The 17,632-nt window shown below is 65.9% G+C and carries 17 protein-coding genes; 11 read left to right on the plus strand and 6 right to left on the minus strand.

What is annotated here, in order from left to right; genetic code table 11:
• Positions 1-2 precede the first annotated feature (2 nt).
• Entirely contained in the window at positions 3-1,151 is a 1,149-nt protein-coding gene (locus GQR91_RS06045; protein WP_149682756.1) for a hypothetical protein, read from the minus strand.
• Complete coding sequence (locus GQR91_RS06050; RefSeq protein WP_149682757.1) at positions 1,148-1,459, minus strand: PadR family transcriptional regulator; 312 nt, start codon at positions 1,457-1,459, stop codon at positions 1,148-1,150. Before GQR91_RS06050 ends, GQR91_RS06045 begins: the two co-directional genes overlap by 4 nt.
• Positions 1,460-1,640: 181 nt before the next feature.
• On the opposite strand from GQR91_RS06050, the gene GQR91_RS06055 reads away from it, so the two are divergent.
• Positions 1,641-2,033 (plus strand): VOC family protein, encoded by a 393-nt coding sequence (locus GQR91_RS06055; RefSeq protein WP_149682758.1) that lies wholly within the window; start codon positions 1,641-1,643, stop codon positions 2,031-2,033.
• Positions 2,034-2,144: 111 nt separating this feature from the next.
• Here GQR91_RS06055 and GQR91_RS06060 read toward each other — a convergent pair whose 3' ends face one another.
• Both GQR91_RS06060 and GQR91_RS19295 read right to left on the minus strand, forming a co-directional pair.
• Positions 2,145-3,023, minus strand: a complete 879-nt coding sequence (locus GQR91_RS06060) for a 3'-5' exonuclease (protein WP_235904084.1) — start codon at positions 3,021-3,023, stop codon at positions 2,145-2,147.
• A gap of 26 nt (positions 3,024-3,049) precedes the next feature.
• Positions 3,050-3,793: a hypothetical protein gene (locus GQR91_RS19295; RefSeq protein ID WP_183961234.1), complete on the minus strand. Its 744-nt coding sequence runs from the start codon at positions 3,791-3,793 to the stop codon at positions 3,050-3,052.
• Positions 3,794-3,933: 140 nt separating this feature from the next.
• Here GQR91_RS19295 and GQR91_RS06070 point away from each other — a divergent pair, with 140 nt between their 5' ends.
• Together GQR91_RS06070 and GQR91_RS06075 are read left to right on the plus strand one after the other, a co-directional pair.
• Positions 3,934-4,221, plus strand: a complete 288-nt coding sequence (locus tag GQR91_RS06070) for an ArsR/SmtB family transcription factor (protein WP_149682760.1) — start codon at positions 3,934-3,936, stop codon at positions 4,219-4,221.
• Positions 4,222-4,641: 420 nt separating this feature from the next.
• Positions 4,642-5,715 carry a hypothetical protein gene (locus GQR91_RS06075; protein WP_149682761.1) on the plus strand — a complete coding sequence of 358 codons (1,074 nt, stop codon included), beginning with the start codon at positions 4,642-4,644 and terminating at the stop codon, positions 5,713-5,715.
• On the opposite strand, the gene GQR91_RS06080 is transcribed toward GQR91_RS06075, so the two are convergent.
• On the minus strand, positions 5,712-6,785 hold the full coding sequence (locus GQR91_RS06080; protein ID WP_149682762.1) for a hypothetical protein: 1,074 nt from the start codon (positions 6,783-6,785) through the stop codon (positions 5,712-5,714). The genes GQR91_RS06075 and GQR91_RS06080 overlap by 4 nt on opposite strands.
• A gap of 106 nt (positions 6,786-6,891) precedes the next feature.
• Between GQR91_RS06080 and GQR91_RS06085 the strand changes: the two genes are divergently transcribed.
• The 7 genes from GQR91_RS06085 to GQR91_RS06115 all read left to right on the plus strand — a co-directional run bounded on the left by GQR91_RS06085 (position 6,892) and on the right by GQR91_RS06115 (position 14,719).
• On the plus strand, positions 6,892-7,380 hold the full coding sequence (locus GQR91_RS06085) for a hypothetical protein (protein ID WP_149682763.1): 489 nt from the start codon (positions 6,892-6,894) through the stop codon (positions 7,378-7,380).
• A 104-nt stretch (positions 7,381-7,484) separates the two neighbouring features.
• The gene (locus GQR91_RS06090) at positions 7,485-8,060 is read left to right on the plus strand and encodes a hypothetical protein (protein WP_149682764.1); all 576 of its coding nucleotides are present in this window, start codon (positions 7,485-7,487) and stop codon (positions 8,058-8,060) included.
• Between the two features lie 336 nt (positions 8,061-8,396).
• Positions 8,397-9,218 (plus strand): hypothetical protein, encoded by an 822-nt coding sequence (locus GQR91_RS06095; protein ID WP_160146801.1) that lies wholly within the window; start codon positions 8,397-8,399, stop codon positions 9,216-9,218.
• Entirely contained in the window at positions 9,215-11,473 is a 2,259-nt protein-coding gene (locus tag GQR91_RS06100; protein WP_160146802.1) for a Mu transposase C-terminal domain-containing protein, read from the plus strand. Before GQR91_RS06095 ends, GQR91_RS06100 begins: the two co-directional genes overlap by 4 nt.
• Before the next feature lie 10 nt (positions 11,474-11,483).
• Positions 11,484-12,443 (plus strand): TniB family NTP-binding protein, encoded by a 960-nt coding sequence (locus GQR91_RS06105; protein ID WP_149682766.1) that lies wholly within the window; start codon positions 11,484-11,486, stop codon positions 12,441-12,443.
• 1 nt (position 12,444) lies between these two features.
• Complete coding sequence (locus GQR91_RS06110) at positions 12,445-14,358, plus strand: hypothetical protein (protein WP_149682767.1); 1,914 nt, start codon at positions 12,445-12,447, stop codon at positions 14,356-14,358.
• A 118-nt stretch (positions 14,359-14,476) separates the two neighbouring features.
• Positions 14,477-14,719 carry a hypothetical protein gene (locus GQR91_RS06115; RefSeq protein ID WP_149682768.1) on the plus strand — a complete coding sequence of 81 codons (243 nt, stop codon included), beginning with the start codon at positions 14,477-14,479 and terminating at the stop codon, positions 14,717-14,719.
• A 70-nt stretch (positions 14,720-14,789) separates the two neighbouring features.
• Here GQR91_RS06115 and GQR91_RS06120 read toward each other — a convergent pair whose 3' ends face one another.
• Positions 14,790-16,445, minus strand: coding sequence for a hypothetical protein (locus tag GQR91_RS06120; RefSeq protein ID WP_149682769.1), 1,656 nt, complete (start codon positions 16,443-16,445; stop codon positions 14,790-14,792).
• 367 nt (positions 16,446-16,812) lie between these two features.
• On the opposite strand from GQR91_RS06120, the gene GQR91_RS06125 reads away from it, so the two are divergent.
• Complete coding sequence (locus GQR91_RS06125) at positions 16,813-17,565, plus strand: ATP-grasp domain-containing protein (RefSeq protein WP_149682770.1); 753 nt, start codon at positions 16,813-16,815, stop codon at positions 17,563-17,565.
• Positions 17,566-17,632: the final 67 nt, after the last annotated feature.

A 17,632-nucleotide genomic window follows, 5' to 3' on the forward strand; every position in this document is an offset into this window, starting at 1 on the left:
GATCACGCCAGCGCGACGAAGAGGTCGGGGTCAGACGGTGATCGATCCGCCAGATCTTCTGTACGCCCGCCCATCCGAGCAGGCACGGCTGTCAGCTTCGGCAGCGCGAAGAGGCTCACCACGTAGCCGATGATCGCGCTGCCGCCGTAGCCGACGACCGGGGTCGGATAATTGCCGAGCGCCGCAGCGACGATCGCGGCAAGCCAAGCCGCGCCGAACGCGGCGTACACCACTCGATTGTGAGGATCGCGGCTGAAACCGACGAACCCCGGGACAAGCATCAGGGCCGCCCCGCTCCATACCGCGAGGCCAGCGCCCGCGTGGACGTCGAAGGAGGAATAGAGGATCTGGTCGACATAGGACGCGGCCGGAAGCGTGTCGGCACGCATCAGCGTTGCGGCGAACCCGGCTACGCCGGCTGCAAATGCGATGACGGTGTGCCGATCCCGGCGGATAACGGTGAGGATGGCGACACACAGCGCGAGCATTCCGGCCATCGCCCTGTCCGGCTGAAGCGCCATCGCGACAGCGGCGATGACGATGCCTGTCGTCGCGGTCGCGCTGCGGGTGCGTGCGAAGGCGACTAGCACCACCGGCAGCAGGATCAGGCTCGGTTGGATCGCCAGACCCGCAAGGTTCACCCAGCGCGCCGCGCCATCGACCTCGGCACCGAGCAGCGCCGTCGCCAGCAACGCGCCTGCCATCGTGACGATGGCGGCGTCGGCCCAGCGCCGGTCTGCCGACGCGGCGTGACCGAGCATCCCCAGCATCGAAAGGCCGATCCCCAATGCACCGATGTTGATCCCGAAATAGCGCAGCGGTGCGCCGGCGATCACCATATAGACGATCCCCAGCAAGGCAGCACCGATTGCGCACAGAATGCCGAGTGCGCGGGGGCGACGCATCGTGCCGTCGAGAAGGTTCATTATGGTCAATCCTTCGGCAAAGGGACGGAGCAGATGTGCTGCGATCGCGCGCGGCAGGAGGCCGCTCAGGCTATCGAGGGTGAACAGGAGTGCCTCGGTGTCGTCCTGAATGCTGGCTGCTTCATACCGAACCGCCCACCCCCACGGCTGCAATGCGGGGGGCAGGACGGCCTGAAGAATACGGCAGGAAAGGGTCGTGAGACCGCGGCGCAGACCGATGCTCATATCGTCGCCCGCCCGCCGTGCGACGCCGGAGCCACCGACGGTTCGGGGGGATTGGCGCGGGCGAGCTGCACGCCGCTCGCCGTCAGGCGATAGGCGTGCCGTGGCGGCCTTCCCCCTTCGGTCGGCTGCTGCCATTCCGCTTCGAGATAGCCCTGTGCTTCGAGGCGGATCAAAAGCGGATAGAGCGTGCCGGATTTCACACCGGCGAGTCGAACCAGTTCATAGCCATGCGACCACTGGCCGCCGGCATCGAGGAGAACGGACAGGACCGTTCGGGCATGGGGAGAGAGAGCGCGTGAACGAGGCATGCGCCATAATTCTACCTAGATCGATTTAATATCAAGACCCATTCGGATTGTTCCAGAATCACTGGGCGTCGTGCAGACCTCTCGCACTTCCGAAGCCCAGGGCGGTGCGACCGCGCCTATCTCACTGTCCGAAAGGAGAGCGGGCGTTGTCGCAATCGCCGAATTGCGGCAGCGTCATAGAATGCCTCAACGCCTGAACCTCACTGCACTTCTTGTCGACGAATATGACTCCGCACTTCGGTTCTTCGTCGACAAACTGGGCTTCGAGGTGCGTGAAGACACCTACCTCGGAAACGGAAAGAGATGGGTCGTGGTCGCGCCGCAAGGTGCGGTCAACGGACTGCTACTGGCACGAGCCGTTGGCAAACGGCAGCGTGATGCCATCGGCGATCAGAGCGGCGGTCGAGTGTTCCTGTTTCTGGAGACGGATGATTTTGCGCGTGATCACCTCGCCTACATGCAACGGGGCGTCCGCTTTGTTGAAGGGCCACGGCATGAACCGTACGGCATCGTGGCGGTATTCGAGGATCTCTATGGCAATCGATGGGATCTGATCGAGCCTACCCTGGCCTAGCAACGCCTCGTGTTTCAGCATCGCTCGCGGAACGGCCGATCAAGATGGCGACGAACAGCGGAAAGCCCGTCTGAAGGCCCTGTTGCATTCGGAGCAGCCCGCTTGAGGCCATCAAGAACCGGCTGCGTAGCGTTCGATCCACGTGACCCTGCGCATCTCTGGTTTCCGCCGACCGCCATACAGCATCAACGACGCCCAATCCGCCTCGTCCCTTGCGAGGTCGTCGGCGACCTGCGCCGACCAGACACGCCGTGCAGCATCCCAGCGGTAGCCGCGTTCCTTCAGCACTTCTCGAGCGGAGAAGGGCGCGTCCTGCGCGTCGACGATCCACGTTGGCTTGTTCGCATTGCCGATCATACGTCCCGCGACCGTGCCGCCGAACTCGTCGAGCGGGTGGGATAGGAGATGCAGCAGAGCGGTTACGTCGACCTCGGCGCGGTGGGCGTCGTAGAACCATCCCATCCTGGAGAGCAGCGCTGACAGCGTCCGTCCCTCGTAGCCCAGTTCCCTCCATTCGACGTCGGCCAGGGTACAGGCCCAAGGGCGCCCGGCCGCCATCGGAAGCCGTTTCTCGAGGAAGGGTCGATCGAACGCCGCATTGTGGCTGACGACGAAATCGGCCGTCAGGATCATGCAGCCGGCCTCTCCGTCGGCTATCGCCCGTCCGGCCACATCGGCGTCCGTAAGACCCGTGACCCTGGTGATGCCCGGCGGGATCGGCTCGGACGGCTGCTCCAGCCACGTCCGCGGGCGTCCAGTCTCGACGATCCGATACTGGGCGTCGAGACGGAATCTTTGGATGGCGAGTTCGATGACCTCGTGTCGTGAATGATCGAGCCCCGTGGTCTCGACGTCGATGGCCACCCCGACCAGCGAATTGCTCCTGTCGATCCGGGTCGGGCGCCGGTCCATTCGCCTGATGCGGCGAAGGACCCGATAGTCATCGTGCCGATCCAGCGCCCGCGCGATGACTTCGGGTTCGATCGGCACGCCGATCAAGTCGGAACGGAGAGCCCTCACGCGGCGAAACGCTGTTCCAGGCACACGTCGAGCCCCGCAGCCAAGGAAGAGGACGGATCCTGCGCTACCAGCAGGAGCATGTCCGCCATCGCGGGGCTGATCATGGCGGTGGCCAGCGCCGTGGTCTGGTCGAAGCCGACTTGATAATTGGCAGTCGTAGCAGCCGAAGTGCCGAAGCGATCGGCCACTCGCTCCACCAGATCGTCTTCGCGGTCGGTCACGAGCGCGCAGAAGGCGAGGAGCCGCCGGCCGCCCACTTGGGCGTCGACCCAACAGGTCAACAGCTTGAATTTTCGGGACGACGGAAACGGGATGACTACATCATCCATCCGCGGGTCATTGATGTCGCCCGCGTCGTCGTCCGAAAGAAGATCGTCGACGTAGCTTGGATCGGCATCCAGGCCAAGACCGAGACCGTGCAGGACGACGTTGCGGTTGAAGGCGTCCAGATCCTGGCACGCGTCGATCGGGCAACGGTCATCGAAGACCGTGCGGGGAGTCATCATCCACGCCGCTGGATCATGCTCCATGCCGTCCAGAGCGAAGCGCGCGCCCACTTCGGTCGCCGCGATGGAGAGGCGCAGGAGACGGCGGCAGGTCGTCACGACCACCTCGTCGTCAGCGGCGTCCGCCTCCAGCGGATCGATGTCCCACCGGCTCAAGGGGGCCTTGATCACGTCCTGCCACGGCTTCGTGGTCGCCGTTTTGGACCCTACCAGATCGATCTGCTGCATCACCATCGTGACGATCTCCACCTACCGCGGGTGGTATGGACCCGCCGCCGAAAGATAGGCCTGATCAAAAATGCGTCAAGATTTCTTGTCGCACTTTTCCTTATACTTTCCTTTGCATTTTATAAAACGCCAAATATATCTGGCGCATGGATGATAAATCTCTTTGCTTCGGCCTTGCCGCCCTTGGTCATCCGACGAGGCTCGCTCTGTTCCGGCAGCTGGTCCGGGCGGGAGCATCAGGGCGTGGTCCGACGGCGCTCGCCGAAGACGAAGGCATGCAGCGCACCCTGGTCAGCTATCATCTGCAGCCCCTCGTGGCGGCGGGCCTAGTACGCAGCCAGAAGCACGGTCGCGATGTCGTCTACTCGATCGATGGTGACCGGCTTTCGCAGATCGCGCTGGCTTTCCAGAAGGTCGCTCTGCTGCGCCCCTGACGCACGGCGTCGCTACGTTCAGTTCAGCTCGTGACCTAGAAACCGTGCTGGCCAAGTCTATCCGGCCGCAAATGTATGTTAGCCGATCCAGATGACGGGCGTACCGACTACCGCTGGTGGGAGGAATATGGTCGATCGAAAACCGATCGAGCTTGGTCGCTGGAGGTTATGAAAAAGAGACCCGCGGCTGCGCCGTGCGATCTCGGATCTACCCGTAGACCAGTTCATGCTGCACGCCGCTGCCGGCCAGCCGGCTGAGCACCGCGAAGCGTGCGTTTCCCGCTCCTCTAGCGAGGTGGATCGATCCTCGACTGGTCCTGACGAGGGGGTCCGCGCTCCCTCATCTGACGTCCGGTCGGATCGTGCACGGTCCGCAGCGCGGAAGGTCTCCACCCACCCGACGCCACGACTTCACCGACCGTGCGCGAAGCCCTCGTGCCGAGGGGAAAGGTTTGGGTTCGCGGCGCCGTCGCGAACAATCAGGAGGTGAAAATGCAGGATCCGGATCTCAGCTTCGTCGAACCGGCGCGGCGCGCGGAGATCGCGAGACGGATCGCGGAGGTCGAGGAGTATCTGAGGGCGCCGGGGGCCGCCGCCGCCGAAAGGGCCGCAGCACGCCTCGGGCTCGGGCTCTCCTCTTTTCGAATGCTCGTTCGTGTCTGGACCAGAAGCCATAGGGCCGAGGAGCTGTCCGGCGCCACGCATCGTCGATCCGTGTCGAGGAGGCCCGACGCGCCGACGATTGCGCAACTTTCCCTCATCCGCGGAACGGAGGCCTCCATGCCCAACGACGTGCTTCTCGAGAAGGTGGTCGCGCAGGTTTACGCGAACGCGGAGAGCTTCGGCGCCCCGATGCCGAGCAGACCCACGGTCCGCGCCTATGCGTCGTCCTTCCGGCGCGAACGGCTCGCCGGGGTGCCTGCGGGAGTCGGCATCGCGATCGACCACTGCGCCGTCGACGTCCTCGTCTCGTGGGAGGGAAAGGCGGTCCTGCCGATCGCCACGCTCGCGCTCGACCTAGAGAGGCGTGGCGTGCTCGGGGTCGCGCTCGATCCGGTCCGGGCCGGCCCCCGCACCACAGCGGCCGCCCTGCTCGACGCGGTGTCGCGGATCGAGGCGGGCTCCGCCGCCCGTGCCGACGCCGTCCCGATCGAGATCGAACGGGACGGGCGGCCGGAGTGGGACGAGCTCCTCGACGTCGTGGAAGCCCACGGCCTGACGCGCAGCGGCGGCGAGGCGGCGCGTCTGCCCGGCGGTCTCCGGACGATCCGCCTGCTCGGCAAGGACGTGAACGGCGTCCGCTTCAAGGCGCGCACTACGCACAGGAAACCGGAGGGCCGGATCGGTGAAGGCTGCGCCTCCGATGTCGACGACGCGCTGAAGTTCCTGCGCTCGCGGCTGATCCGCTCCGAAATCGGCGGCCCGCTCGCCGGGCTGACCGGACCCGTCAGGACCGCCTTGGCGCTCGATCTGAAGCGGCTGACGCTGGACTAGGGCTCCTCCTCGGGGAAGGCCGCGTCCAGCAGTCCGACGAGCGGCGTCGGATCCCCGCCTCCTCCTATCAGGCCCAGCCGCCGCAGCCGCCGTTCCAGAAGCTCGTTGCTGCGGCGGACCTCGGTCCGCAGGAGCACGTCGACCTCGGAGGCCGAGGGGACGGCGGCCTTCGCGAGCACGTCGCCCGCGATCGGTTTCCGCCAGTCCGCCCGTCTCCTCAGGTCCAGACCGCCGACGCGCTCGCCGACGGCCTCGACGAGCGACGACCCGAAGCGCCGTGGTTCCGACCATCTAACCGACGCCTCACCCAGCACCTCGGCGAGATGCGCACGCATTCTCGTCATGTCCAGGAACTCACCCTCCCGCGGGTCCGGAACGATGACGGTCAGCGAAGGCTTCCGGACCGACAGGCGGAGCTCCAGGGCGCGCTCGGCTCCCTCGCGCGCGACGTCGGTCAGCTTGGGCGAGACGCCCGCCGAGCCCGGCGCCGCCGCCAGGATCAGACCGCTGCACCTCTCGATCAGGAAGGCGCATACCAGCCACTCCGGATCGCCGCTTCCCGGCGCGACGAGATCGACCGGCGTCACGTCCAGCACGAACGCGCGACCGAAGCCCCGGCGCAGCGCCTCCGGATCACGCGCCGCGTCGCGGGCGCGCTCACGTGCGAGGCGGCGGGCTGTCGGCCTCGAGGGCGCGGCCGCTCCCCCTGCCGCCTCGTCATCCGCAGCCGCCGACTCTGCGGGTCCGATCGTCGTCGGGATACGCCGGGCGGACCGCGTCGCGAAGCGCGCGACCGCCCGGAGCGTGCGCTGATGGGCCCAACGGGTCCGAAGGGAGTAGAATCCGGTCCTGCCCAACCCGAGATCGCGCGCCAGTTCCGCGAGATCGGTGCCGGGCGCGTCGGCCGCCACCACCGCCGCGAAGCGCTTCGTAAGATCGTCGCGTTCGGTCGGGCTCAGCGATGCCCAGAACGCCGCTTCCGAATTCGGCAGTCCGTCGGGCCAGACCCGCCGAAACAGCTCCGGAACGTCGCCCCCATCGCCAGGCAAGTCTCTGTCAATCATGGACATTCATAAATACCGGTAAAAAAGCATTGTGTCATTCATGAGTTTGCATACATTCAGGGGCATGAAGCATCGCCCCACACATGCTAGCACCGTCCGGCAGCGGCGGTCCATGCGCCAGGTCCACTCCGGCGACCGGCAAGGCGTAGGAACTGCCGCTCCGGTCGATCCTACCCCGGTGCCGCCCGCCGGTTCGCTGGCGAGTCTGGACCGGGAGATGCACAGAGTCGTCGCGCACATCGGACGACGGCTCCTGCTCGCCAACGTGGCTACCAACACGATCTTCCTCGTGCAGGAGGGCGCGCGGGGGGATCTCCGTCTGCCGACACGCAAGGTTTGGATCGACCTCGTCGAAGCGGGGCGGGCCGAAGTGGTGCGATCGGACGCGCCGGTGGAGGAGCCGGCGGAATCGTCCGCGGCGAAGGTTTCCCTCCAGTGCGACATGCTCGATGCCGCGGGCGTACCTCTCGGTGCCAAAGCGATGGACATCTGGCTTCACCGGCACTGGACCTCAGACCTCATCGCACGCTGGGGTCCCCACGACTCCGTACACACCCCCCGATTCTGGCGGCGCGAGCGCCGCCGGGAGGCCACACGATGACCGCCCGGCACTACCCCGCCAAATCGGCCGTCCGTCGCAGCGACAGGCCGCCGCGTACGATCTCGGACGCCAGTGAGAAAAATCGCAGCAGACAAGGATCGATCATGTCCCAGACCAAGACCAGCCAGTTCACCCACCAGCGCCCCGTCACCACCGGCACGATCCTTCTCGCCGAGGGCGGGTTCGGGCATGTGCGGCGCAACGTCGCCCCGGACGGCACGACCTCTGTCTCGATCGAGAAAATCGACCTGTCGAACGCCCCCGGAAGCGTCCCGAAGACCATCCAAACAAACGACGAGGCACTCGACCGCGCAATCGCCAGCGGTGAGGTTCACGTCGTCTCGCGTCCGACGCCGCCGGCACCTCGCCGTACCCGCGGCTCGAACGCACGTTCGCGCGCGTCGAAACGCTCGAACAGCGTGTTCCTGCCGACCGCTGGGAAGGATGCGACGATGCGCGAGGAGCTGCGCGGGAAGGCGGCTGTGGAGCGCCACCTGCGCCGGGTCGACGCCGCTCTGCGCTGGGCCCGCCATCTCGCCGGGCCGTCCGGCGTCCATGACGAGGCATCCGCACGTCGGGCGATGGTCGAGCTGCGCGCGGCCGGGATCCTGATCTCCGGCGACGATCTCATCGATGCCGGTCACGAGGCGACCAGCCGGCGTAGGAAGCGCCATAGCTGACGCCGATCTGCGGCCGGTGCCGAGCGCGCACCGGCCGTTCCTTTATCCTTCAAACGTCAGCCCGCCTGTGGATGAAACCGCCAAGCCGCATCCTAGCTGACCTGCGCCACCGGATTGATGTCCTCCCAAGCAAGAAATTCGACCGACGTCCAGCAAGGGTCCAACGGTCGCCTCGACGACGGGCTGGCGAGGTAGCGAACCACTGACGGCTGCCGATCGCCGGACTCCCGCCCGTGTGAATGCCATCGCCGCCAGCGGCAGTCGATCGCCTCTCGTTTCATCGGGTCCAGTCAGCGGCGGGCCGTAGACGTCAACCAGCCATTCCAGGAGAAACTGATGATCGAGCCGGAGAACCAGTGGACGGGCGAGGAGGATGCCGGCGAAACCGTGACGGCGATCGATCCGTCGCCCGACGTGTTGCGGGAGACCGCCTTCGGCTCCCCGATCGACGCTGCGCGCATCGAGCGGGTCAGGATCGTGCGGGCCCGAGACGGTGGACAGTTGAGAACCGTCATCACCGGATCGAAGCCAGTCCGGACCATCGCCTATCCCTCCAGTCGCTACCAGTGCATCAGATACGGCGAAGCGACCACCGAATGCCTGCGCCTGCCAGCAGAAGAGCTCTGCCCTCGCACCGTGGAGGCGTTAGCGCAGCCGATGCGCATCGAGGCGCTCGTCGATGGCCGCTGGCTTAGCACGGTGATCGACGCGGCGGCCGTCTACGCCAATGGCGACGCCGCCCTGATCGAGTGCAAACGGGACTGGTCACTCTTCAAGACCCGGAGCGGAGTGACCCAGACAGTACTCGCCAAGCTCGGGGCGAAGTGTCTCGGCATGCGCTACGACCGCTACGTGCTGGTGCACGCCGGCTCCGAGACGCGATGCACGAACGTGGACGAAGTTCAGGCTTGCCGCTTCGTGGACGTTCCGGATTCGTTGGTTGCGGCCACGTCGACGCTGCTCGCCGGGGGATCGGCCTCGCTGCTCACCGTGGCGGGCGTCCTTTCCGACGACTATCACGTCGGTCGCGCCCGCGCCTTCGCGCTTATGGCGCGGCGCGTGATCGAGATCGATCTGGAATCGCCGCTCGGACCATCGTCCGAGTGCCGCTCTACCCCTGCGACTTCGTCGTTCATGCCGACCCTGGCGGCGGCATGAACGACGAAGTCGCATCGGCAGCTCCCGTCGCGATCGCAGGCCTGATCGGGGCCGAGATCGAACTGCCCGATCGTCGACGCGTGCTCATCAGGTCGGAGATCGGGGATGGGCTTCTCGAGATCATCGAGCTCCCGAGCGGCAGACTGTTCCGTGTCGAGGATCCGATTACCGGCGAGTTGCACCTGCCGGACGGACAGTTCCTCGAGGATCTTTCTGCGCTAGGCGATCTGCGCATCATCCGCCGTCCAGGTGCGACGGCGCCCGTCGAGGTCAGGCGGATGCGCACCTACACGCCCGATGACGCCCGGCGCCTCGATCCGACCGCGGAGATGAAGGTCTGGACGCTCAGGGCGCTCCGGAACATCGGCGTGACCGGTGATCATCCCGATCTGGCACGGCATCTCGCGAAGGTCTGGGCCGTTGCCCCGGACGGCTTCGAAGAAATTCCGCGGGTTCGTCGGGTGCGGGACTGGTTCAAACGCGTCGATGTCGAGCGCGTGGGCGTCCTTGACGTGATGAGCATGTCCGGCCGCGTCGCCAGACGAAGCTCTATCGATCCCGCGCTGAACCGCATCTACGCGACGCATGCTCAGGCCTACTGGTATGACTACACCAAGGGGCGCGGATGGTCCGTCCTCGACGCGACCGCAGCCGCCGCTGCGGAGCGGAAGGAGACGAACGCCCGCCGTCTTCTCATAGGCGAGACGCCCCTGCCGGAGGTCAACCGTGAGACGATGCGGCGTCGGGTCAACGCCCTTCTGTGTCGCGACGCATATGCCGCCAAATGGGGTGAGAACGCCGCCAAGCGCAAGTTCGATGGCGGGGGCCAGGGCCTCACCGCAGCGCGGATTCTCGAGAAGGTCCTCATGGACAACACGGTCGTGGACTGTGTGATGGTCTATGACCGTGGCGTGATCGGCCGCGCCTACCTCACGGCCTCCCTCGACGTTCACTCCAGGACCAATCCCGGCATCGTCGTCAGCATGACGCCGCCGAGCCATCACACGGCCGCGCTGTGCCTGCGCCGGACGAACAGATCCAAGACGATCCCGGCTCACAGGCTCGTCAAGGATCCGGCGCTTGCGCAGATCGGCGGCAGGCCCGTCCGGATCATCGTCGACAACGGTCGCGACTTCTGTTCACCCGCCTTCATCGAGACCTGCGCCGACCTAGGGATCACCGTGGAGGTGGCTCCCGTCGGCATGCCTCGTGCGAAGCCGATGATCGAGCGGTTCTTCCACACGCTGAACCTGTATCTCATCCAGAAGCTGAAGGGAGCAACGCTCGATCCCTCGACGCTGCGCAAGCTCGGCATCGATCCGGCGACGGAAGCGGTCGTCACGTTGGAGGCGCTGCAGCGTCTGATCGACGAGTTCGTCCTCTACTACCACACGCGATTCCACTCCGGCGCGGGCGCCCGTCCCGTCGACAAGTGGAAGCGGTCGATGGAGCAGGGGCACCGCCACGTGCTCGACGACGAGGCCAGGCTCGACGTCCTCTTCGGCGTGGTCGCGCATGGTCGCCGCATCACCGCGAACGGCGGCATCAGGATGTTCGGTGGACTCGTCTACAAGTCGGCGGACATGCGGCAGCGCATCATCGATCCGCTCTGCGGGCGTGAACCTCATCGCAGGAGGCTGGAGGGAACCACCGCCTGCACAGTCAAGGTTCGCTACGACCCTGCCGATCTCGGTCGGATCTGGGTGGAGGTGGGTGCCGACTGGATCCCGCTCTACTGCACGGACAGCGCCTACGCCAACGGGCTGTCCAAATGGCAGCACGAGCGCATCCGTGAATTCTCTCGTCGCGAGCGACTGAAGTTCGAAACGGAGGAGGAGCGTCTGCTCGCGCGTCACGAACTCAACGCCGAGATACAGCGGCTGCTTCCGGACCTCTCCGCGCACGAGCGCCGGGCGGCTTCCCGGTTCATGGTCGGCGAGGCGCCGAGCGCCGTCACCGACGTCGAGCACGCTGTGGCAGAGCCGCGGCACGACGGCATGGCGCCCGCGATACCCGTCCGAACGGCACATGCCGTGCGGCATGATCGTGATCGCCGGCAGACGCGCCCGTCCGGTCGTGACGACCCCACGCTCGCGGACGTCGATGCCGAAGATGATCGTCCCGACGTCGCGCCGCAGCGCACTCCCGGCGAACGCTCCGACCTATCGGGCGGCGGCACGTCATCGATGACCGGTGCGCCTCCGATCTTCGCCACACCCCCGGACGACGACGAGCGGTTCGACGACTACGCCTGAGGAGACCAACGTGCCGTTTACCACCGACGAACTTCAACCCACGACCGGTTTTCCGGCGCCGCACGCCCAGCGGTGCGCGGACGGGGCCGAGATCGCGCGACGCGCGGGCGCGTTCCTCGCGATCAACGTGGCCAACCCGGTCCACCGCGCATCCTTCGACGCGATGGACCGACTGCGGGCTGCCACGGCAGGCCGTCGTGGCGTTCGGCAGTATGCCATCCGCGTGACCGGCGCATCCGGCTCGGGCAAGTCGACGCTGGCGAAGAGCTTCCGGGATGTCGTCATCCGCCGCGGCCTGCACGAGCCGGACGATCTCCCTGTCGTCTACGTCGAACTCGAACAGGCCTGCACGGTGAAGCGCATGTGGTCGGCGATCCTGCGCGGCTACGGCGACGAGTTCCACGACGTGGGCACGCTGGAGGACCTGCGGGCGCGCGCCATCGGCGTCATCCAGCGCAGGCGGACCGAGCTTCTCGTCATCGACGAGGTCCAGCACCTCTTCCACAGATCCAAGGACGGGCTCGGCGCGACCGATGCGTTCAAGCGACTGCTTGACGCGGGCGTCTGCTCGGTGGCGCTGATCGGCGACCTTGAGGGCAGGCGGCTGCTGGAGAGTAACCCACAGCTCGTCAACCGGATGGTGTCACCGGCGGACGTCCGCGTGCTGGATGCTGCGAGCCCGTCCGATCTCGCGCTCGTAGCGGGGTTCCTCAAGCGATACGACGACAGGATGGTGGCCGCGACCCTCCACCCCGAGAGGGCGGGGCTAGAGGATCCGAGGATCGTCGCGGGACTGATGGACGCCGGGGCGGGCCTGCTCGGCGTCATGGTCAACGTCGTCCGCGAAGCCTCCGATCATGCGCATCTCAGGGGTGCCACGCGCTTGGAGCCTTTCGATCTGGCGACCGCCGCGCGAACCTGGAGCGGTGGCCAGGGCCGGCAGCGGCACAATCCGTTCGCGATCCGCTGACATGATCGCCGCCGTTCCCCGTCGCGTCCTTGAGGCTCCGCCAGTTGCCCCGGGCGAGAGCCTGATCGGCCTCGTCCGCTCCTGCGCGTGGCTGAACGGCCTACCGTCGGTCGGCGCGTTGCTGCGCGAGGCGGCTGACGCCACGCACGCCTGGAGCAACCTCGCGCTGAGAAGCGACGTCGACGCCGACCGGCTCGCGGTGGCGATGCGCCTGCCGGCCGAGGAGGTCGCGGGACGAATGCACCGCGAGCGGCGGGCGGCTCCCCACCTCCTCCTGCGCTCGTTCTTCGGCGTGGAGCTTAGATCCCACGATCTGGTGGTCGATCGACGATCCTTCGCGCCCGCTGCGCTCGCGTCCGCACCACACCACCGGGCGACGTGGCAGGTGGGTCTTCTGCCCTTCTGCACCGAGACTGGCGAGCTGCTGGTCGACCGATGCGAGAACTGCTCGAATCACCTCGAATGGGCCGCGGCGAAGCGGCTGACGCACTGCTCCACATGCCGCCGTCCAGTCTCCACCGGCACGCCCGCGAACGTTGGGGTCAACGTCCTCGACGAGACGGCACGGTTTACCGCTTTGCTACGCCCTTGGGACGAGGATGAGGATTCGGCTCGGGCGACCCTGCATGACGACCTTCGCAACGTCCCATCCGGCGCGGTATTTGATCTGGCATGGTCGATCGCACGGTTCATGGTAGACGGGCCGGTCGGACTGCGACGCATGGACGTCGGCCTTCCGGCCGCGACCAAGGTCGCGATCCTCCGCGTCGCCGCTGAGATCATGGCGGGCTGGCCCGAATCCCTCGACGCGGCGCTTCGGCGGATCGTCGCGAAGGACGCGACGGGCGGGCGTCGGGTTCTTGCCCGTCTGCGTGGGCTGTTCGAGCCGAGGATTCGCTGGCCGGAACAACACGAACTGCTGGCTCGGACCCATCCGCATCTGCTGGCTCGAACGCGCAACGCGGCGCACGCCGTGCACGGAGATGCCGTCGACGCGGCCACCGCCACCAGCATGTTGGGCATCAGCGCCGACCTGCTGCCACGGCTGGTCGCAGCCGGAGCAATCGAGGCTGTCGCCGCGCGCCGCGGAATCCACCTGTCGGCCGGCTACGACGGCGCCTCGCTCCGCAGGCTTGGGACGCTGAGGGACGACTGCATCTCGATGGAGAGCGTTTCCGAACGCCTCGGAGTCACGCTGCACGGCGTGGAGCAGCTCGTCTGCCTCGGTCTGATGCTCGAACATGACGAGCCGGCCGTCGCAATCATGCACCGCCGGCGACAGGTTTCGCGTAGCGATTTCGATCGGCTCGTCGGGCGGATCGTCTCCATCGCGCGTGCCGACATCAACGAGGGCATTCCGCTGCGCTCGGCGGTGCGGGTCATCGGTGGGCGGGAGAAGCCCTGGGGGCAGATCCTTCGTCTGATCGCCGATGGTCTGATCCCCGCGCGATTGTGGCGGCCGGAGACGCGCGGGCGTCGGGACGGCGGCCGTCTGCGCGCCCTCGTCGACAACCTTCACGTCTCGAAAGCGGACCTTCCGCTGCTTGCGGAGGTCGCATTCGACGTCGCAGTCCACGCGGACTTCCGCTTCGCAACGAGCGTCTCCCGCCGCGATATGGAGGACACGCTGAACATCAACCCGGGTCATTCGGCGTTCGTCCTGTCCCACGAGCTGTCTGAAGCGGTGCTTCCCTCGGGAAGGCTGGACAAGCGGGCCGTCCTGGCGCTCGCGACGTCGCGTATCTCTCCCGGCGAGATCTCCGCGAGATATACGGACTTCTCGCGTCGACTCCCGAAAGCCATGCGGGTGGAAAGGGTGCTCCGTCTCGGCACATCCGGATGGGATCGCGCTTCGATCGAGCACCTTCTCGCTCATGAGCACATGACACCGAAGGGCGGCCAGTCACCGGGCTGACACGCATGCACGCCCGTCGTTGCGACCGCAGATTGTAAAGGCTTGTCGCGTCGGCACGCAGGGCACGGTGCGCCTGCGCAATTTGTGCCGCCGCATTGGCACGATGAAAGGGACTATCATGAAACCGGACTGGAACGACCTGATCGCGGATTGCTTCTGCTATGGCGAGCGGGCCTTTGCCGAACACCCGAGCGACGAGGAGGCTGCCTTTCAGCTACTGTCGCAGCTACGCCAGCGGCACATCGGCTGGTCGACGTTTTCGGGGGAACTTGAGCGACAGCTCGATGGCATGCCGAAGCTGAATGCGAAAGCGGAACTCGCGCGCGCGCATCTCTACTTCCGTAAGTGGCTGCTCGACTGAAACAGGTCGCGGTAGCCGGGTGGTCGCGGTCCGCCGCGACCACCTCCTCTTCTTCGCATATCCTGTCACTTCAGATGGCTCGCCAGTTGAAGAGCGCCTCCAACTTCGCGGCGGAAAGGGCGCCGGTTGAATCGCAGAATGCGTCGGGCACGCCCTCCCCGCAAAAGCGCACGTTCTCTTCTCCGAAGATCTCCCGCGCGCTATTGACCGCATCACCTTCCGCAAATTTGTCAGGATCGATACCCGCCGGTCCGATGAGCGGTGATCGAGAGTCATCAAGGCCGACGACCGTGCATCTGACCGGACCGCCCGAGCTCTCCCTCTGCCGGCGCGCTGCGAAGAAGGCGCGGTAGGTGACGTCGTCGGGCGGAAGCGAATAACCCATCAGGATGATGTGGTCCGCTCCCATGACGAGCGCTCGCAGATCGCGCTGAATCTCATCGATGAAGGACGGCGGCGTTTGTTTGAAGGAACTTTGCATCACTGTCTGGGCATGCTGCGTCGTCGTGATCGTCCCGCAGTGTAGGCAGGCCCGCGCATCCACGATCCCTTCTTCCCAGCAGTCCTTCTCGATCGCACGTGAACGCTGATCCGCAACGTCGAGGTTCGACAGGTCGGGATAGGCGGAGCGTCGGTCGAAGCCGGCAAGAGGTGGCGGCGGCAGGAGCGACCTCGAACGGAGCGACCAATCGTCGCCGTGATAGGCGGACAACTTGCCGCAGTCCGGGCACTCCCGCCAGCACAGACATCCGTGAGGAAACAGGAATTTGCTCAGTCGAACCTTTTGGCAGGCTTTGGTTTCGTCTTCGTTGATTCGCTGCGCCGACGCCTCGTTCATGGGATACCATAGGTCCGGTCGCCCTCGCGGCTCGATCCGGCGAGAAGGGATGAAATGCCCCATGTCGTGGTAGAGGTGAATCGGACACGCAGGGTTGCCGATCGTCGGGACGAAACGGTCGCGGTTCAGCGTCCGGTTGGCAACGAACTGGGTCCACAGCCCGATCGGATCGTAGTTGAGGCTCACGAAGGCGATGTCGCCGCGGATGAACTCGGGGCGGTCGAGCCGGCCGGAGAATGACGGGTCAGGTCGGTGCATCCGCCTTCCCAGCCATTCCGCGAACCCTCCATAGGTTTCGAGTAGCGAGGCGCCGTCGTCGATGCAGGTCTCGTAATCGACGTAGAACATCGTGTGCAGGATCATCCTGAGCGCCGCCTTGGCACCCATGAGCCGTCGCGCGTCGAGGAACGCTCCCTGCTTGGCGCGGAACCCGTGGCCGAGGGGAGCATGCATGTCGAGGATGTTGAAAAGGTCGTTGATCTTGATCTTCCCGGTCGCGATGCCGGGACAGATCCGCAGGACGTCCTGTAGGGCTGGCCAGTCGTAGGCGAGCCTCAGCGCGAAAATCCGAGCCCTAAGGGCATCGTCGTCAGCCTCGCCTCGCCAGTTCCGGCGCATGGCGGCAAGTTGCTCCGGCCCGGCAGTGTGCATTTGCGCAAGGGCGACGCCGTCGCCCAGGATCGTGAGCAGATCAACCACGAGCTGACGCTGTCTCGCGTCCGCCTTCCTGCCAAAAGCAACTTCGACGCGGGTAGCAAGGTCGACTGGCGGGTCCTCTCCTGCACCGGACAATGCGACGATGAACCAACTCTGGTCGGCGGTCGTCCGCATGTCCAATCGAGCAGTCGCACCCGCTCCCCAGAAAACCACTGTCGACGGCTTGCTCATCTTTGATCCCCGTATGCCATTCTCCATGGCACCCGGCCTTACGAAGGCACACGAGCCATACACCACCGACAAGGAATGGATGGAAACGCTTTCCATACCGATATGATTGCGGCCAAACCTGTTATCAGGCAATTCATCGGCTCTGGTGCGGCATATCGGAATTACTTGCCAGACCCCTTGCGGCGCCTCTTCGAACGAGCTCAGCAAGCGGCTAGGGCAACATTACCCTGTTAATCAGCCGTTCCTGTGTTTCGACCGAACGATTGCGCTCCTTGTTGTGTTTTGAGCGTGCGTGCGTTAGCGTGTTTGGGTGATAGCACGAGGGGAAGCGGACTTCTCTTAATGTGCGCGATCACCCTTATCAGAGATGATGATGCGACCCCGCATCCTGTTCGGCGACCATTCGACGCAAGCACCGGCGATCGAGCGATTCGTCGATCATGCGCGATTCGACGTGACGTTCGCGGCCTTCGATTCGGTCGATTTCGCCGCGTTCGATTGCGTGGTGCCGCTGCGCGTCGACCAGATCGCAGCCGCGCGGGCGGCGGGGGCGCGGGCGGTGCTGCCCAGTGCCGAACTGGTGGCGGTGTGCGACGACAAGCTGGCGTTCAACGAGCGGGTGATCGCGCTCGGCTTCGGCGATGCGATCCCGGCCTTGCTGCCCGATCCGCCCACCACCTATCCCTATATCCGCAAAAGCCGACGGGGTGACTTCGGGGTCGGGTGCCGGATGGTGTGCGCGCCCGGCGAGGATGTGCCGATCGCCGACAGCTTCTGCCAGCATGCGGTGGCAGGCGCGGTGGAATATGTGCTGCACCTGCTGCGCGTGGATGGGCGTATCCGGTATTCGCTGTGCTACGCCTATGACATGGGGGTGACGCTGGGGGTGCGCGGTGCGGAGCAGCGAGCGCTGAGCACGGTGCCGGCCGATCCGGGCGCGGCCTATCCGGTGTGCGTGGCGATATTGGAGGCGCTGGGGTTCGAGGGGACGTGCTGCTTCAACTACAAGCTGGAGGATGGGCGGGTCCGCATCCTGGAGCTGAACCCGCGATTCGGTGGGTCGCTGGTGGGGGAGGTGAGCGCGTATCTGGAGGCGCTGCTGGGGGCGATGCCGCGGTAGGATAATGGGCGCTGCATCTGTCGGGATGCCCCTCTGGCCGCGCAGCGGCATCGAAAGCGATGGAAGG

The organism is Sphingomonas carotinifaciens, from assembly GCF_009789535.1.
Lineage (GTDB): Bacteria > Pseudomonadota > Alphaproteobacteria > Sphingomonadales > Sphingomonadaceae > Sphingomonas > Sphingomonas carotinifaciens.

Bases quoted from the DNA above. Each gene is read 5' to 3' on its own strand.
- GQR91_RS06045 (WP_149682756.1), bottom strand. From the start codon at position 1,151: ATGAGCATCGGTCTGCGCCGCGGTCTCACGACCCTTTCCTGCCGTATT.
- GQR91_RS06050 (WP_149682757.1), bottom strand. From the start codon at position 1,459: ATGCCTCGTTCACGCGCTCTCTCTCCCCATGCCCGAACGGTCCTGTCC.
- GQR91_RS06055 (WP_149682758.1), top strand. From the start codon at position 1,641: ATGCCTCAACGCCTGAACCTCACTGCACTTCTTGTCGACGAATATGAC.
- GQR91_RS19295 (WP_183961234.1), bottom strand. From the start codon at position 3,793: ATGGTGATGCAGCAGATCGATCTGGTAGGGTCCAAAACGGCGACCACG.
- GQR91_RS06070 (WP_149682760.1), top strand. From the start codon at position 3,934: ATGGATGATAAATCTCTTTGCTTCGGCCTTGCCGCCCTTGGTCATCCG.
- GQR91_RS06080 (WP_149682762.1), bottom strand. From the start codon at position 6,785: ATGTCCATGATTGACAGAGACTTGCCTGGCGATGGGGGCGACGTTCCG.
- GQR91_RS06085 (WP_149682763.1), top strand. From the start codon at position 6,892: ATGCGCCAGGTCCACTCCGGCGACCGGCAAGGCGTAGGAACTGCCGCT.
- GQR91_RS06090 (WP_149682764.1), top strand. From the start codon at position 7,485: ATGTCCCAGACCAAGACCAGCCAGTTCACCCACCAGCGCCCCGTCACC.
- GQR91_RS06095 (WP_160146801.1), top strand. From the start codon at position 8,397: ATGATCGAGCCGGAGAACCAGTGGACGGGCGAGGAGGATGCCGGCGAA.
- GQR91_RS06100 (WP_160146802.1), top strand. From the start codon at position 9,215: ATGAACGACGAAGTCGCATCGGCAGCTCCCGTCGCGATCGCAGGCCTG.
- GQR91_RS06110 (WP_149682767.1), top strand. From the start codon at position 12,445: ATGATCGCCGCCGTTCCCCGTCGCGTCCTTGAGGCTCCGCCAGTTGCC.
- GQR91_RS06115 (WP_149682768.1), top strand. From the start codon at position 14,477: ATGAAACCGGACTGGAACGACCTGATCGCGGATTGCTTCTGCTATGGC.
- GQR91_RS06120 (WP_149682769.1), bottom strand. From the start codon at position 16,445: ATGAGCAAGCCGTCGACAGTGGTTTTCTGGGGAGCGGGTGCGACTGCT.
- GQR91_RS06125 (WP_149682770.1), top strand. From the start codon at position 16,813: ATGATGATGCGACCCCGCATCCTGTTCGGCGACCATTCGACGCAAGCA.